Source organism: Micromonospora coxensis (assembly GCF_900090295.1).
Taxonomy (GTDB): domain Bacteria; phylum Actinomycetota; class Actinomycetes; order Mycobacteriales; family Micromonosporaceae; genus Micromonospora; species Micromonospora coxensis.
The window spans coordinates 4,335,516-4,351,107 of sequence record NZ_LT607753.1 but is presented as its reverse complement, the minus strand read 5'-3'; the positions used below and the strand labels follow the sequence as shown (position 1 = coordinate 4,351,107).

The window sequence follows — 15,592 nt, the reverse complement described above, 5'->3', positions numbered from 1 at the left end:
GCCACCCCGGCGACACGGAGTCGATCATCGGCTCGTGGGGCGAGGAGCGTCAGGCGGGGACGGGCTCACGGTCGTCCGTCGGGGCCGCGACCCGCAGGGCGCGGGACAGCCGCACGGTGAGCAGCAGGGCCGCGGCGATGAAGCCGGGCAGCAGCAGGAAGGCCAGGTGGGGTCCGACCCCGTCGGCCACCGCGCCGAGCGCCACCGGCGCGATCCCGAAGCCCACCCCCATCGAGTACGACGCCCAACCGGCTGCCTTGTCGGCGGCGGGCCCGGCCGCGGCCAGCGCGATGGAGATGGCCAGCGGGTAGTGCAGCGCGTTGCCCAGCCCCAGCACCACCAGTCCGGTGACGGCGAGCCAGCCGACCGGGGCGAGCCAGAAGATCGCGAACCCGACGAGGGAGACGGTCAGCGCGCCGAGCAGCAGCGTGGCGGGCGGCCAGCGCAGGGCGATTCGGCCGCCGGCGATCCGGCCGAGGAACATGCCGCAGACGATCGCGGCCACCGCGGCGGACGCGCCACCGGCGGACATCCCGGCATGGGTACGCAGCACGTCGGCGGTCCACAGCGACAGGCAGACCTCGATCGAGCCGGTGACCGACATCAGCACCCAGGCGATCCAGTACGCCCGGGGCAGCCGCCCGACACGCACCTTCCCCGTGCCGGCCCGCTCGGCGGGCAGGAGGCCGGCCGAGGGCGAACCGGGAGCGGCGGCGGCCGGGGCGGTCACCCCGACCGGGCCGGCGGGAGCCGCGGCAGCGGAGTCGCCCTGCGGCGGGCGTACCCGCGAGAGGCGGGCGACGAGGGCGAGCGCCGCGATGAGCCCGACCTCGACGGCCATCACCGGCCGCCAGCCGAACCCGGCGTCGACGCTCGCGCCGATGACCAGCGGGGCGAGGATGCCCATGCCGGCGCAGGCGGCGTTGGCCTCGGTCAGCGCGGCCGGCGCGGCGGGGCCGTGCCGGGCGGTGAGGACGACGGCGACCCCGCTGATCACCATCATGCCGGCGGTGGCGATCACCGCGACGGCGGCGAGGGTGGCCGGCAGCGGCCGGAGCGTGCCGAACGCGCTGACGCCGACGGCGACCCCGGCGAGCCCGGACCAGATCGCCGCCGCCCGGCCGATCCGTCGGGCGAGCGGGGCGAAGATCGCGCCGCCGAGCAGCGCGCCGACCGCGATGGCGGTGCTGTGCAGGCCGGCGACGGCGGCGCTGGTGCCCTGCTCGTCGCGGAGCAGCGGTACGACGGGACCGAACCCGTAGAGGAAGAAGCCCCACAGGCCCAGTTGGGCGTAGGCCAACCAGGTGGTCCTGTCATGGGTGAGGCGGGGCACCGGCCTTACGCTACAAGCGCGCGGCCGGCGCCCCGCCCCCGGTGAGAGCCAGGTCTCGTCAGCGGACGCTACGGGCGAACTGCCGGGCGGCCCAGAAGACGCCGGCGGCGGCGAGCACCGCGATGATGGTCAGCCCCTGCCAGACCTTGTCGTCGCCGAGGTTGCCGGCGAAGAGGGCCCGGGTGCCGTCGACCGCCCAGGAGAACGGGTTCCACTCGGCGACGCCCTGGAGCCAGCCCGGGGCGAAGGTGAGCGGCAGCAGGATGCCGGAGAGCAGCAGCACCGGCTGGGCGACGGTGTTCATCAGCGGGGCCAGCGCGTCCTCGCTCTTGACCTTGAGCGCGACGCCGTAGGAGACGGCCGAGGTCATCAGCGCGATCAGGGCGAGCATCAGGTACGCCAGCAGCAGGTCGCCGATGAAGACGCGCAGGTCGAACGCCAGCGCCAGCAGGGTGATGATGACGGCCTGCACGATCAGCGAGACGACGTCGCGCAGGGAGCGGCCGAGCAGCAGGGCGAGCCGGCTGACCGGGGTGACCCGGGAGCGTTCGATCACCCCGGCGCGCAGTTCGGCGATCAGGCCGAAGCCCTGGAACAGGCCGCCGAAGATGGCCAGCAGCACCAGCAGGCCGGGTACGAAGACCTTGTACGCCGCCGCCTGGGTGGGGGCGTTCAGCGCGGGCTTGAGCAGCGGGGCGAAGAGCAGCAGGTACATCACCGGCTGGAAGACGCCGACGAAGACCCAGACCGGGTTGCGCAACAGCAGTTGGAACTGGCGCTGGAAGATCAGCCAGGTGTCGCGGGCGAGTTTCATCTGCGGTCTCCGGTTTCTCAGGACTCGCGCAGCGAGCGGCCGGTCTTGGTGAGGAAGACGTCGTCGAGGCTGGGGCGGTGCAGCTCGATGGAGCTGAGCGCCAGCCCGGCGGAGTCGAGTCGGCGCAGGAGCCGCGGGATGGCGGTGGCGCCCTCCTCGACGTAGAGGCGTACGCCGCCCTCGTCGAGGGTCTCCAGCTTGGTGACGTACTCCTCGCCGTCGAGCAGTTGGGCGGCCTGCGGGGTGGTGGCCAGGTCGAGGCCGACCAGCACCACGTCGCCGGAGATCTCCCGCTTCAGCTCGGCCGGGGTGCCCTCGGCGACCACCTCGCCGTGATCCATGATCGCGATCCGGTCGCAGAGCGCGTCGGCCTCGTCGAGGTAGTGCGTGGTGATGAAGACGGTCATGCCCTCGGTGCGCAGCCGGCGGATCTCGTCCCACATGTGCGCGCGGCTCTGCGGGTCCAGCCCGGTGGTGGGCTCGTCCAGGAAGACGATCTTCGGCTCGTGGATGATGCCGAGGGCGATCTCGACGCGCCGGCGCTGCCCGCCGGAGTAGGTCTTGCACTTGCGGTCGGCGTACTCGGTGAGCTGGAAGGCGTCCAGCGCGCGGGCGGCGCGGCGGTGCGCGTCGGCCTTGCCGATGCCGTACATCCGGGCGTGCAGCACCAGCTCCTCGCGGGCGGTGGACTCGTCCCAGGTGCTGCCGCCCTGGGCGACGTAGCCGATCCGGCGGCGCACCTCGGCCGGGTCCTTGCGCAGGTCGGCCCCGGCGATGGTGGCCTCGCCGCCGTCCGGCTCGATGAGCGTGGCGAGCATCCGCAGGGTGGTGGTCTTGCCGGCGCCGTTGGGGCCGAGGAAACCGAAGATCTCCCCCTCGGCGACCTGGAGGTCCACCCCCCGTACGGCGTCGACCGTCTTTATCTGGCGACCGGCGCGGGAGCGGAAGGACTTCCGCAACCCCCTGGTCTCGATCATGTCTGCTCCTGGTCGTCCGGCCGGCCGCACCGGCCACCCTCCCCCGGGAACGGCGCCGGGACGGCGCGTTCCCCCGTGTGTCCCGCGAGCAGGCTAACGCGATATAACTTTTTTGGTCAACGTTGATTATTCCGCGTCTGCCCCTGTCGCGCCGCCCCGTCCGTCCACCCCGGCCAGTCCTCCGCCCCGGCCAGCCCAGCAGGCAGGTACGACACTCCGGAGTCGATCCGCTCCGCGATCCGCCCGCACCAGTCGATCTCCGCCTCGGCCCGGGCCAGCCACAACTCGAACATCCAGCCCACGTGCACCGGCTTGGTGTCGCGCACCCAGTCGGAGGCCAGCGAGGCCCGCATCGACTCGACCCCGGCGCGCAGCAGGTTGGCCCGGTTGCGCAGGGCCGCCGCCGCCTCGTCGCGCGGCATGGCGGGCAGGAACGAGAAGGCGGCCACGAACGGGTCGGGCGTCTCGTGCACCTGCCACCACTGGGCGCGCAGCAGTCCCTCGAACTCGTCCTCGCCCTTGGGCGTCACCTCGTACGTGGTGCGGGCCGGGCGGGCGCCGACCTGCTCGGTCGCCACCTCCCGCAGCAGGCCCTCCTCGGCGAGCTTGCGCAGGGCGTGGTAGATCGATCCGGGCTGCACGTTGGCCCACTTGTCGGCGTTCCAACTGAGCAGCTCCCGGCGCACGTCGTAGCCGTGCACCGGCTGCATCCAGCGGACCAGGCCGAGAATCATCATGCGAGTCGCAGACACCCGCCAAGCGTAATAAACAAGTTTGACTAACGGCCGGCGGAACAGTGCCACATCCCACACTGAGCGATCGTTAGGGGGTCCAGCGTGGCCGATACACTCCCGGTCAACGACCTTCCGGGAGGAGCCCTCAAGGTGCGCAAGGTACTCATCGCCAACCGCGGCGAGATCGCCGTCCGCGTCATCCGCGCCTGCCGCGACGCCGGGCTGGGCAGCGTCGCCGTCTACGCGGACTCCGACCGGGACGCCCTGCACGCCACCCTCGCCGACGAGGCGTACGCCCTCGGTGGCGACACCGCGGCCGACAGCTACCTGCGGATCGACAAGCTGATCGACGTCGCCGGGAAGTCGGGCGCGGACGCCGTCCACCCCGGCTACGGCTTCCTCTCGGAGAACGCCGACTTCGCCCAGGCCGTCATCGACGCCGGGCTGACCTGGATCGGCCCCACCCCGCAGGCGATCCGCGACCTGGGTGACAAGGTCACCGCCCGGCACATCGCCCAGCGCGCCGGCGCTCCCCTGGTCCCCGGCACCCCCGACCCGGTCGGCAACGCCGACGAGGTGATGGCCTTCGCCGTCGACCACGGCCTGCCGGTCGCCATCAAGGCGGCCTTCGGCGGCGGCGGGCGCGGGCTCAAGGTGGCCCGCACGATGGAGGAGATCCCGCACCTGTTCGAGTCGGCCACCCGCGAGGCGGTCGCCGCGTTCGGTCGGGGCGAGTGCTTCGTCGAGCGGTACCTGGACAAGCCCCGCCACGTGGAGGCGCAGGTCCTCGCCGACCAGCACGGCAACGTCATCGTCGTCGGCACCCGGGACTGCTCGTTGCAGCGCCGGCACCAGAAACTGGTCGAGGAGGCCCCCGCGCCGTTCCTCACCGACGCCCAGCGCCGGCAGATCCACGACAGCGCCAAGGCGATCTGCCGGGAGGCCGGCTACCACGGCGCCGGCACCGTCGAGTACCTGGTCGGCGCCGACGGCACCATCTCCTTCCTGGAGGTCAACACCCGACTCCAGGTGGAGCACCCGGTCACCGAGGAGACCGCCGGCATCGACCTGGTCCGCGAGCAGTTCCGCATCGCCGACGGCGAGAAGCTGCGCTTCACCGAGGACCCGACCCCGCGCGGGCACGCCATCGAGTTCCGGATCAACGGCGAGGACCCGGGCCGCAACTTCCTGCCCGCCCCGGGCACCATCACCGCGCTGCGGCTGCCCACCGGCCCCGGCGTCCGGGTCGACACCGGCATCTCGGCCGGCGACGTCATCGGCGGCAACTTCGACTCGCTGCTGGCCAAGGTGATCATCACCGGCGAGACCCGTACCGAGGCGATCGAGCGGGCCCGCCGGGCACTGGACGAGATGGTCGTCGAGGGCATGGCCACCGCGCTGCCCTTCCACCGCCTGGTCGTCCGGGACCCCGCGTTCACCGCCGCGCCGTTCACCGTGCACACCCGGTGGATCGAGACCGAGTTCGACAACACCGTGCCGGCCTTCACCGCGCCGGCCGGGGCCGTCGAGGGCCCGGCCGAGCGCGAGACCGTCGTGGTCGAGGTGGGTGGCAAGCGGCTGGAGGTCAGCCTCCCCGCCGGCTACGGCGGGGGTACGACCACCGCCTCGCCCGCCGCCCGCAAGCCGGCCCGCCGGGGCGGTGGCGCCAAGGCCGGTGCCACGGTCAGCGGCGACGCGCTCGCCTCGCCCATGCAGGGCACCATCGTCAAGATCGCTGTGGCGGAGGGGGACACCGTCGCCGAGGGCGATCTGGTCGTGGTGCTGGAGGCGATGAAGATGGAGCAGCCCCTGCACGCCCACAAGTCCGGCACGGTCAGCGGCCTCACCGCCGAGGTGGGCGCGGTCATCACCGCCGGCGCCCCCATCTGCACCATCGCCTGACCCTCCCTCCCCCTCCCCCTCCGCCCTCCCACCCCTCACCCTCCGCCCTCCCCCTCGACGTCCGCACTTACAGAGAAAGAGTGGCTATCCCAGGCCGGATAGCCACTCTTTCTCTGTAAGTGCGCCCGGAGGCCGGGGTGGGGCGGAGGCGGGGCGGAGTGGGAGGTGGGGTGGGGTGGGGTGGGAGGGGAGGGGTGGTTTGGGGCACCAGCGGGGGCGGGAGCGGGTGGGAGCAGGGATGATGGCCCGGTGCGGTTCCTTCATGGCGCGGTCCCCGCGCACGACCTGACCTACAACGACGTCTTCATGGCCCCGGCCCGCTCCGAGGTGGGCTCCCGGCTCGACGTCGACCTGTCCACCGGCGACGGCACGGGCACCACCATCCCGCTGGTGGTGTCGAACATGACCGCCGTCTCCGGCCGGCGGATGGCCGAGACCGTCGCCCGGCGCGGCGCGATCGCGGTGATCCCGCAGGACATCCCGATCGAGGTGGTCGCCACCGTGGTCGCCTGGGTGAAGCAGCGGCACCTGGTGCACGACACCCCGATCACGCTCGGCCCGACCGACACCGTCGGCGACGCCATCCACCTGCTGCCGAAGCGGTCGCACGGCGCGGTGATCGTGGTCGACGACGCGAACCGCCCGGTCGGCGTGGTCACCGAGGCGGACACCGTCGGGGTGGACCGCTTCGCCCAGCTACGGCACGTGATGTCGACCGAGCTGCACACGGTGCCGGCGGACGCGGACCCGCGTACCGGCTTCGACCGGCTCTCCGCGGGGCGACGCCGGTTGGCGCCCGTGGTGGACGCCGACGGACGCCTGATCGGGGTGCTCACCCGGCAGGGCGCGCTGCGCGCCACCCTCTACCGGCCGGCCGTGGACGACCGGGGCCGGCTGCGGATCGCGGCGGCGGTGGGCATCAACGGCGACGTGACCGGCAAGGCCGAGGCGCTGCTGGCGGCCGGGGTGGACACCCTGGTCGTGGACACCGCGCACGGCCACCAGGAGCGGATGATCTCGGCGCTGCGGGCGGTCCGCGCGCTCGACCCGGGTGTCCCGGTCGCGGCCGGCAACGTGGTGACCGCCGAGGGCGTCCGTGACCTCGTGGAGGCCGGCGCGGACATCGTGAAGGTCGGCGTCGGACCGGGCGCGATGTGCACCACCCGGATGATGACCGGCGTGGGCCGGCCGCAGTTCTCCGCCGTGCTGGACTGCGCGGCGGCGGCCCGCGAACTGGGCCGGCACGTCTGGGCCGACGGTGGCGTACGGCATCCGCGCGACGTGGCGCTGGCGCTCGCGGCCGGCGCGTCCAACGTCATGATCGGCTCCTGGTTCGCCGGCACCTACGAGTCCCCCGGCGACCTCTACACCGAGCCGGACGGGCGGCGTTACAAGGAGAGCTTCGGGATGGCCTCGGCGCGGGCGGTCAGCGCGCGGACCGCCGAGGACAGCGCCTTCGACCGGGCCCGCAAGGCGATCTTCGAGGAGGGCATCTCCTCCGCCCGGATGTACCTGGACCCGACCCGTCCGGGGGTGGAGGACCTGATCGACGAGATCATCTCGGGTGTGCGCAGCGCCTTCACGTACGCGGGTGCGCGCAACCTGGACGAGTTCCACGAGCGTGTTCTGGTCGGCGTCCAGAGCACCGCCGGCTACACCGAAGGCATGCCCCTCCCCACCAGCTGGTGACCCCCCCCCACCTCACCCGAACCCACCCGCCCCGGCCCACCCGGCTTCGGTGATCAAGGGGTTTGCGGTACGTCACGGCCCCTGGACAGACGCAAACTTCTTGATCACCGGGCCGGGGCGGGGCGAGCCGGGGCGGGGCGGGGCGGGGTCGGGTTCAGTGGGTGGGGGTGGGTTCGCGGGAGGGGACGGTGCGGGGGTCCGTGAGGGCGGGCTCGGATCGGGGCAGGCGGGTGCAGGCGAGCAGGCCCACCAGGAGGAAGCCGGCGGCGGTGAACGCGGCGTACCGGGTGGCGTCGGAGAACGCCTCCTTCGCCTCGTCGGCGATCGGCGCCGTACGCGGGTCGGCGGCCAGGCCGGTGATGGCCGCGCCGGCGCTGTCCTTGACCTCGGCGACCACCCGGTCGCGCTGCGCCGCGTCGAGTTCCGGCCGGTCGGCGAGGCGGTCGCCGAGCAGGCCGCCCAGGCTGGCGAAGAGCACCGTGCCGAGCACCGCGATGCCGAGCGCGGAGCCGACCTGCCGGGCGGTGCTCTGGATGCCCGAGCCCTGTCCGCTGCGCTGCACCGGCACGTCGGCGAGGGAGACGCCGGTGAGCTGCGCGGTCGCCAGGCCGACACCGACGCCGTACACGAAGAGGAAGCCCAGCGGGGCCCACCACCGGGTGTCCGGCGCGACGACCAGGCCGATCCCGGCGACGCCGACCAGTTCGGCGGCGACCCCGAGCTGGACCATCCGGGCGGCGCCCCAGCGCCGGGTGAGCGGCCTGCCGAGCCCGCTGGCCAGGAAGCTGCCGACGGCGAGCGGCAGCAGCGCGGCGCCGGTGCCGAAGGCGCTGTAGCCGAGGACGTTCTGGAACCACAGTGGCAGGGCGAAGAGCAGCCCGAACTCGCCGAGGCTGACGATCGCGGCGGCGAGGACGCCGTTACGGAACGAGCGGATGCCGAACAGCGACAGGTCGAGCAGGGCGGGACGGCCGGCCCGGCCTCGGCGCAGCTGCTGGGCCACGAAGACGCCGAGCGCGGCGAGCCCGAGCAGCCCGGCGACCGGCACCGGGGAGAGCGTGGCGGTCCAGTCCAGACCGAAGAGGCGGAACGGCCGCTCCCGCTCCCACCAGCCGTAGGTGCGGCCCTCGATGAGGGCGAAGACGATGCCGGTCATGCCGATCACCGACAGCAGCGCGCCGACCAAATCGACGCCGCGTTCGGCCCGGTCGTCGCGGGACTCGCGGACCAGGGCGAGGGTGGCCGCGACCACGGCGACGCCGACCGGGACGTTGATGCCGAACGCCCACCGCCAGGAGTACTCGGTGGTCAGCCAGCCGCCGAGCAGCGGGCCGAGGGCGGCCGCGCCGCCGATGGTGGAGCCCCAGACGGCAAAGGCGACGCCCTTCTCCCGGCCGGTGAAGTTCGCGTTGAGCAGGGAGAGCGAGGTGGGCAGCATCATCGCGCCGCCGACACCCTGCAGGACCCGGGAGGCGATCAGCGTCTCCCCGGTGCCGGCTACGGCGGCGAGCACGCTGGCCGCGACGAAGACCACCACGCCGGCGACGAACATCCGCCGCCGTCCGACCCGGTCGGCGAAGCGGCCGGCGACCAGCAGCAGGGCCGCGAAGACCAGGGTGTACGCCTCCTGCACCCACTGCGCGTCGGCGGAGGTGATGCCCAGGTCCCGGATGATCTGCGGTACGGCGACGTTCACGATCGTCGCGTCCACGATGATCATCGCGACACCGAGGCTGATGGCCAGCAGTCCCCACCAGCGGCCGCGTCCGTCGCCGCGCATCCGGGCCTCCTCGACTAGCTAGATTTTCTAGCTACCTGAGGTGCTAGCTTTTACCCGTGCAGGGGGCGGCGTCAACCGGTGAGCGTGGGGCGTCCGGCGTGTCGCGCCGAGGGCCGTACAGCGAGGCGCCGACGACCAGCGAGACCGCCCGCGCCCTGCGCGAGGTGCTCCGGGCCGCCGGTGACACCCGGGGGGCGCTGGCCCGCCGGCTCGGCATCGGCACCACCGACGCGGCGGCCATCGACCACCTGATCTCCTCCCCCGTGCCGCTCGGCCCGGTGGAACTGGGCCACCGGCTCGGCATCCGCTCCGCCTCGGCCACCACCCTGGTCGACCGCCTGGTGCAGGCCGGCCACGTGGAACGGGCACCGCACCCGAGCGACCGCCGTCGGCTCTCGCTCCAGGTCACCGCGCAGGCCCACGACGAGGTGCTGGCGGCGTTGCGGCCGATGCTCGCCGGGGTCGAGCAGGCGGTCGCCCGGCTCACCCCCGACCAGGCGGCCGCGACCACCGCGTTCCTGCGCGAGGTCGCCGCGGTGATGCGCGAGTACGTCGCGACGGCGCCGGACGAGCCGCGCTCCGGCCCGCGCCCGGACTGACCGCCCCTGCTGCCGGGTCCACACCGGGATCCGGCGCGTGCCGGAAGAGCGAGGCGGAAGCGGGATCCCGGGCGGGGTCGCGCGAGATCTCAGGCAGAGCCGCGCGGGATGACGGGCCGAGCCGCGCGGGATCTCAGGCAGAGCCGCGCGGGATCACGGGCTGAGCCGCGCGGGATCTCAGACAGAGCCGCGCGGGATTACGGGCAGAGCCGCGCGAGATCCAGGCCGAGCCGCGCGAAGCGCCGGGGAACCGCACCCGGGCAGGCCGCGCGGGAGCCACGTCGGGCGGGAACACCTGCGGGCCGTGGCCGGCGGGGTCACGCGAAGAGGCGGCGGATGACCTCGCGGGCGGTGGTCTCGGGGTCGTCCCCCACGTCGGGCGGCAGGGCGCCGGCCAGCCAGAGGGTGGCGAAGCCGTGCACGATCGACCAGGCCGCGAGGGCGTCGCGGTCGGGGGCGGAGGCGGCCGGATGGGCGGCCACCCCGCCGTGCAGCGCCGCGCCGGACCGGGCCCGGGCGGCGACCAGCGCGGGATCGTCGGGCCGGTAGAGGTCGGGGCGGAACATCACCTCGAAGTGGGCCCGGTGCTCGACGGCGAACCGGACGTACGCCACGCCGGCCTCCAGCAGGTCGTCGCCGGCCCGGCCCAGCTCCTCGGCGAGCAGTTCGAAGCCCTCGACGGCGAACGCGGTGAGCAGCCCCGCCTTGTCGCCGAAGTGGTGCGCCGGGGCGGCGTGCGAGACGCCGGCCCGGCGGGCGAGGTCCCGCAGGCTGAGCGCCGCCGGACCGGCTTCCCGGATCGCCTCCGCCGTCGTCACGAGCAGGGCGCGGCGCAGGTCGCCGTGGTGGTACGGCCGGTTGCTCGTCATTGCGCGATCGTAACTTGGCATTGACAAGACCACCACCGCCGGGCATATCTTGTCATTATCAAGATGCTCCCCTCCCGGAGGTTCCCATGGCCCCACTGATCGCCCTCGTCGTCGGCGCCGCCCTCGCCCGGCTGGCCGGCCTGACCGGCGTCGACCCCCTCGACGGCTGGCACCCCGCGCTCCGGGTAGGCCTGGCACTGATGTTCGCGCTGACCGGGTTCGCGCACTTCGCCTCACCGCGCCGCGCCGACCTGATCGCGATGGTCCCGCCGCGACTCCCCCGCCCGGACCTGCTCGTCACCGTCACCGGCGTGCTGGAACTGGTCGGCGCCGTGGCCCTGCTGGTCCCGGCCACCGCACGCTGGGCTGCCGCCGCGCTCGCCCTGCTGATGGTGGCGATGTTCCCCGCGAACGTCTCGGCGGCCCGTCGCGGGCTGACCCTGGGCGGCCGGCCGGTCACCCCGTTGGCGGCCCGCACCGCGCTGCAGGTCCTCTTCGTCGCCGTCGCCGTCGCTATTTCGTTTGGCCCCTGACCATTTGGGGGCTAACGTGTACGCCGTGCAGATGGACCCGCTGATCCGCTTCCCGGACGCGCTGCGCCAGGTGCCGATCGGGCGCCTGGTGTCGGTCGCCGGCCACCTCGTCGACCAGCACTGGGGGCGCTACCTGGCCGAGCACCACGGCCTCACCCCGGCCGGGGCGCGGGTGCTGTTCACCCTGGCCGGCATGGAGGACGCCACCCACCGGCAGGTCGCCGAGCAGTGCTTCGTCCGCCCGGCCACCCTCACCGGCATCGTCGACACCCTCGAACGCGACGGCTTCGTCGTCCGCCGCCGGGACGGCGCCGACCGCCGCGCGGTGCAGCTCGCCCTCACCGACCGGGGACGGGAGCAGCTGCGGCAGCTCGTCGCCCTGATCCACCGCGACACCCCGCTCACCTCCGTCGACGCCGACCCGGCGAAGAAGGCGGTGATCCGGGAGTTCCTGACCGAATTGATCGTGAGCATGTCCGACGGGGAGGACAGCCGGTTGAACCCACGACTCCATGATCCCGACCAGCCGACGCCGGGGGGCCCGCCGTGCTGATCCGCCTGCTCCGCGGCCACCTCCGCCCGTACCACCGGCCCCTGCTCGCGGTGGTGCTCTTCCAGTTCGTCGGCACGATGGCCTCGCTCTACCTGCCGAGCCTCAACGCCGACATCATCGACCTCGGCGTGGCCCGGGGCGACACCGGCTACATCCTGCGCACCGGCGGCTGGATGCTGCTGGTCAGCCTGGTGCAGATCGTCTGCTCGGTGGCCGCCGTGTACCTGGGCGCGCGGACCGCGATGGCCTTCGGGCGGGACGTCCGCAGCGATGTCTTCGAACAGGTCAACCGCTTCTCCGCCCGCGAGGTGGCCCGCTTCGGCGCGCCGTCGCTGATCACCCGCAACACCAACGACGTGCAACAGGTGCAGATGCTCGTGCTGATGAGCTGCACCATGCTGGTGGCCGCGCCGATCATGAGCGTCGGCGGCGTGGTGATGGCGCTGCGCGAGGACGTCGGGCTCTCCTGGCTGATGCTGGTCAGCGTGCCGGTGCTGGCGGTCGCGCTCGGCCTGGTCATCCGGCGGATGGTGCCGGGCTTCCGGCTCATGCAGACCCGGATCGACACCGTCAACCGGGTGCTGCGCGAGCAGATCACCGGCATCCGGGTGGTCCGGGCCTTCGTCCGCGAGCCGTACGAGACGGACCGCTTCGCGACCGCCAACGCCGACCTCACCGACACCGCCCTGCGGGTCGGCCGGCTCCAGGCGCTGATCTTCCCGATCGTCATGCTGGTGCTCAACGTCTCCAGCGTCGCCGTGCTCTGGTTCGGCGCGCAGCGGGTCGACGCCGAGCAGATCCAGGTCGGCGCGCTCACCGCGTTCCTCCAGTACCTGATGCAGATCCTGATGGCCGTGATGATGGCGACCTTCATGCTGATGATGGTGCCCCGGGCGGCGGTCTGCGCCGAGCGGATCGTCGAGGTGCTCGACACCGACTCGTCGGTGGTGCCGCCGGTCCGGCCGGTGACCCGGGTCGAGGGGCGCGGCGAGTTGGAGCTGCGCGGCGTCTCCTTCCAGTACCCGGGGGCGAGCGCGCCGGTGCTGCGCGACATCTCGTTCCGGGCGAGCCCCGGACGGACCACCGCGATCATCGGCTCCACCGGCGCCGGCAAGACCACCCTGCTCACCCTGATCCCCCGCCTGGTCGACGCGACCGCCGGGGCGGTGCTGGTCGACGGGGTGGACGTGCGGGAACTGGAGCCCGACGAGCTGTGGCGGCGGATCGGGCTGGTGCCGCAGCGGCCGTACCTGTTCACCGGCACGGTCGCCAGCAACCTGCGCTACGGCAACCCGGACGCCACCGACGAGGAGCTGTGGACGGCGCTGGAGATCGCCCAGGCCCGTGACTTCGTGGCGCAGATGCCCGGCGGGCTGGACGCCCCGATCGCGCAGGGCGGCACGAACGTCTCCGGCGGGCAGCGGCAGCGGCTGGCCATCGCCCGCGCGCTGGTCCGCAAGCCGGAGATCTACCTCTTCGACGACTCGTTCTCGGCGCTCGACCTCGGCACCGACGCCCGGCTGCGGGCGGCGCTGCGGCCGGTCACCGAGGACGCCGCCGTGGTGATCGTCGCCCAGCGGGTCTCCACGATCGTCGACGCCGACCAGATCGTCGTGCTGGAGGACGGGGCCGTCGTCGGGCTGGGCCGGCACGAGGACCTGCTGGCCGACTGCCCGACGTACGCCGAGATCGTGGCGTCCCAGCAGACCACGGAGGTGGCGGCGTGACCGCGCAGCGCGTACCCGATCAGAAGCCGGCCGCCGAGGCGCGGACGCCGAAGCGGCTGCCCCCGGGCCGGCAGGGCGGCGGGCCGCCGTGGATGGGCGCCGGAATGCCGGCGGAGAAGTCGCTGAACTTCGGGCCGTCGGCCCGGCGGCTGCTCGGCCGGCTCCGGCCGCACCGGCTGCACCTCTACTCGATCGTCACCCTGGCCGTGGCGAGCGTCGCGGCCAGCGTGGTCGGTCCGAAGATCCTCGGTCACGCCACCGACATCATCTTCACCGGGGTGATCGGCCGGCAGCTCCCCGCCGGCAGCAGCGCCGAGCAGGCGGTGGCGGCGGCCCGGGCGGCGGGCAACGACAACTTCGCCGACATGCTGGCACGGATGGACGTCGTCCCCGGGGTGGGCATCGACTTCACCGCCCTGGGCCGCACCCTCGCCCTCGCCGTCGCCCTCTACCTGGGCGCCAGCCTGCTGATGTGGTGGCAGGGCTGGCTGCTCAACGGGGTGGTGCAGCGTACGGTGCTGCGGCTGCGCGCCGAGGTGGAGGAGAAGCTCAACCGGCTCCCGCTGCCCTACTTCGACCGGCAGCCCCGGGGTGAGCTGCTCAGCCGGGTCACCAACGACATCGACAACATCTCGCAGACCCTCTCGCAGACGTTGAGCCAACTGCTCACCTCGCTGCTCACCGTGGTCGGCGTGCTGGCCATGATGTTCTGGATCTCGCCGCTGCTGGCGCTGGTCGCCCTGGTGGCGGTGCCGTTGTCGGTGCTGGTGACCGGGCAGATCGCCAAGCGGTCGCAGCGCAAGTTCATCGCCCAGTGGACGCACACCGGCGAGCTGAACGGGCAGATCGAGGAGGCGTTCACCGGCCACGAGCTGGTCAAGGTCTTCGGCCGGCAGCGGGAGGTGCAGGCCGCCTTCCACGCCAAGAACGACGAGCTGTTCCACGCCAGCTTCGGCGCCCAGTTCATCTCCGGGATCATCATGCCGGCGATGTTCTTCATCGGGAACCTCAGCTACGTCGCGATCGCCGTGGTCGGCGGGCTGCGGGTGGCGTCCGGGTCGATGAGCCTCGGCGACGTGCAGGCGTTCATCCAGTACTCGCGGCAGTTCACCCAGCCGCTGACCCAGGTGGCGTCGATGGCGAACCTGCTCCAGTCCGGGGTGGCCTCCGCCGAGCGGGTGTTCGCGGTGCTCGACGCCGAGGAGCAGAGCCCCGACCCGGAGCCGCCGGCCCGGGTCACCGACCCGCACGGCCGGGTCGAGTTCGCGCACGTCTCCTTCCGGTACGACCCGGACAAGCCGCTGATCGAGGACCTGTCCCTGGTCGCCGAGCCCGGACACACCGTGGCGATCGTCGGCCCGACCGGCGCCGGCAAGACCACCCTGGTCAACCTGATCATGCGGTTCTACGAGCTGGACGCCGGCCGGATCACCCTGGACGGGGTGGACATCACCACGCTGCGCCGCGACGACCTGCGCGGCCGGATCGGCATGGTGCTCCAGGACACCTGGCTCTTCGGCGGCACCATCCGCGACAACATCGCGTACGGGCGGCCGGACGCGAGCGAGGAGGAGATCCACGCCGCGGCCCGGGCCACCTTCGTGGACCGCTTCGTACGCAGCCTCCCCGACGGGTACGACACCGTGATCGACGAGGAGGGGAGCAACGTCAGCGCCGGCGAGAAGCAGCTGATCACCATCGCCCGGGCGTTCCTGGCCGAGCCGTCGCTGCTGATCCTGGACGAGGCGACCAGCTCGGTCGACACCCGTACCGAGGTGCTGCTGCAACGGGCGATGGCGGCGCTGCGCTCGGACCGGACCAGCTTCGTGATCGCCCACCGGCTCTCCACCATCCGCGACGCCGACCTGATCCTGATGATGGAGAACGGCCGGATCGTCGAGCAGGGCACCCACGAGGAACTGCTCGCGGCGCACGGCGCGTACCACCGGCTGTACCGGGCGCAGTTCGCCGGGGCGCTGGTGGACGACGACGAGGCCGGGGCGGCTCCGGAGCCGGCGCCGGTGGGGGGCTGACCGCCGTGCCGACACCGCCGGGGTGGTGGCCGGGGCAGGAGCGCCCCGG

13 protein-coding genes are annotated in these 15,592 nt (G+C 73.1%); 7 read left to right on the top strand and 6 right to left on the bottom strand.

Annotated features, from left to right (window positions below; all coding sequences use genetic code 11):
- Positions 1–49 precede the first annotated feature (49 nt).
- The 4 genes from GA0070614_RS19960 to GA0070614_RS19945 all read right to left on the bottom strand — a co-directional run bounded on the left by GA0070614_RS19960 (position 50) and on the right by GA0070614_RS19945 (position 3,861).
- A complete protein-coding gene (locus GA0070614_RS19960) occupies positions 50–1,333 on the bottom strand; it encodes an MFS transporter (RefSeq protein WP_088977392.1) in 1,284 nt (427 codons plus the stop codon).
- 58 nt (positions 1,334–1,391) lie between these two features.
- Positions 1,392–2,147 carry an ABC transporter permease gene (locus GA0070614_RS19955; protein WP_088977391.1) on the bottom strand — a complete coding sequence of 252 codons (756 nt, stop codon included), beginning with the start codon at positions 2,145–2,147 and terminating at the stop codon, positions 1,392–1,394.
- Positions 2,148–2,164: 17 nt separating this feature from the next.
- The gene (locus tag GA0070614_RS19950) at positions 2,165–3,124 is read right to left on the bottom strand and encodes an ATP-binding cassette domain-containing protein (RefSeq protein ID WP_088977390.1); all 960 of its coding nucleotides are present in this window, start codon (positions 3,122–3,124) and stop codon (positions 2,165–2,167) included.
- Positions 3,125–3,240: 116 nt separating this feature from the next.
- Entirely contained in the window at positions 3,241–3,861 is a 621-nt protein-coding gene (locus GA0070614_RS19945; protein WP_088977389.1) for a PadR family transcriptional regulator, read from the bottom strand.
- A gap of 147 nt (positions 3,862–4,008) precedes the next feature.
- On the opposite strand from GA0070614_RS19945, the gene GA0070614_RS19940 reads away from it, so the two are divergent.
- Together GA0070614_RS19940 and GA0070614_RS19935 are read left to right on the top strand one after the other, a co-directional pair.
- Complete coding sequence (locus GA0070614_RS19940) at positions 4,009–5,760, top strand: acetyl/propionyl/methylcrotonyl-CoA carboxylase subunit alpha (protein ID WP_088977388.1); 1,752 nt, start codon at positions 4,009–4,011, stop codon at positions 5,758–5,760.
- Positions 5,761–6,009: 249 nt separating this feature from the next.
- Positions 6,010–7,449 (top strand): GuaB1 family IMP dehydrogenase-related protein, encoded by a 1,440-nt coding sequence (locus tag GA0070614_RS19935; RefSeq protein WP_088977387.1) that lies wholly within the window; start codon positions 6,010–6,012, stop codon positions 7,447–7,449.
- A 154-nt stretch (positions 7,450–7,603) separates the two neighbouring features.
- On the opposite strand, the gene GA0070614_RS19930 is transcribed toward GA0070614_RS19935, so the two are convergent.
- Positions 7,604–9,229 carry an MFS transporter gene (locus tag GA0070614_RS19930; RefSeq protein WP_088977386.1) on the bottom strand — a complete coding sequence of 542 codons (1,626 nt, stop codon included), beginning with the start codon at positions 9,227–9,229 and terminating at the stop codon, positions 7,604–7,606.
- A gap of 56 nt (positions 9,230–9,285) precedes the next feature.
- On the opposite strand from GA0070614_RS19930, the gene GA0070614_RS19925 reads away from it, so the two are divergent.
- A complete protein-coding gene (locus GA0070614_RS19925; RefSeq protein WP_408630699.1) occupies positions 9,286–9,828 on the top strand; it encodes a MarR family winged helix-turn-helix transcriptional regulator in 543 nt (180 codons plus the stop codon).
- Between the two features lie 317 nt (positions 9,829–10,145).
- Here the strand turns inward: GA0070614_RS19925 and GA0070614_RS19920 are convergent, their stop codons facing one another.
- Positions 10,146–10,697, bottom strand: a complete 552-nt coding sequence (locus GA0070614_RS19920) for a TetR/AcrR family transcriptional regulator (RefSeq protein WP_088977384.1) — start codon at positions 10,695–10,697, stop codon at positions 10,146–10,148.
- An 86-nt stretch (positions 10,698–10,783) separates the two neighbouring features.
- Between GA0070614_RS19920 and GA0070614_RS19915 the strand changes: the two genes are divergently transcribed.
- The 4 genes from GA0070614_RS19915 to GA0070614_RS19900 all read left to right on the top strand — a co-directional run bounded on the left by GA0070614_RS19915 (position 10,784) and on the right by GA0070614_RS19900 (position 15,543).
- Positions 10,784–11,230: a DoxX family protein gene (locus GA0070614_RS19915; protein WP_088977383.1), complete on the top strand. Its 447-nt coding sequence runs from the start codon at positions 10,784–10,786 to the stop codon at positions 11,228–11,230.
- Positions 11,231–11,261: 31 nt separating this feature from the next.
- Complete coding sequence (locus GA0070614_RS19910; RefSeq protein ID WP_088979535.1) at positions 11,262–11,783, top strand: MarR family winged helix-turn-helix transcriptional regulator; 522 nt, start codon at positions 11,262–11,264, stop codon at positions 11,781–11,783.
- Positions 11,777–13,510, top strand: coding sequence for an ABC transporter ATP-binding protein (locus GA0070614_RS19905; protein WP_088977382.1), 1,734 nt, complete (start codon positions 11,777–11,779; stop codon positions 13,508–13,510). Before GA0070614_RS19910 ends, GA0070614_RS19905 begins: the two co-directional genes overlap by 7 nt.
- A 92-nt stretch (positions 13,511–13,602) precedes the next feature.
- Positions 13,603–15,543, top strand: a complete 1,941-nt coding sequence (locus tag GA0070614_RS19900; RefSeq protein WP_088979534.1) for an ABC transporter ATP-binding protein — start codon at positions 13,603–13,605, stop codon at positions 15,541–15,543.
- Positions 15,544–15,592: the final 49 nt, after the last annotated feature.

Bases quoted from the DNA above. Each gene is read 5' to 3' on its own strand.
- GA0070614_RS19955 (WP_088977391.1), bottom strand. From the start codon at position 2,147: ATGAAACTCGCCCGCGACACCTGGCTGATCTTCCAGCGCCAGTTCCAA.
- GA0070614_RS19950 (WP_088977390.1), bottom strand. From the start codon at position 3,124: ATGATCGAGACCAGGGGGTTGCGGAAGTCCTTCCGCTCCCGCGCCGGT.
- GA0070614_RS19945 (WP_088977389.1), bottom strand. From the start codon at position 3,861: ATGATGATTCTCGGCCTGGTCCGCTGGATGCAGCCGGTGCACGGCTAC.
- GA0070614_RS19930 (WP_088977386.1), bottom strand. From the start codon at position 9,229: ATGCGCGGCGACGGACGCGGCCGCTGGTGGGGACTGCTGGCCATCAGC.
- GA0070614_RS19920 (WP_088977384.1), bottom strand. From the start codon at position 10,697: ATGACGAGCAACCGGCCGTACCACCACGGCGACCTGCGCCGCGCCCTG.
- GA0070614_RS19915 (WP_088977383.1), top strand. From the start codon at position 10,784: ATGGCCCCACTGATCGCCCTCGTCGTCGGCGCCGCCCTCGCCCGGCTG.
- GA0070614_RS19910 (WP_088979535.1), top strand. From the start codon at position 11,262: ATGGACCCGCTGATCCGCTTCCCGGACGCGCTGCGCCAGGTGCCGATC.
- GA0070614_RS19900 (WP_088979534.1), top strand. From the start codon at position 13,603: ATGGGCGCCGGAATGCCGGCGGAGAAGTCGCTGAACTTCGGGCCGTCG.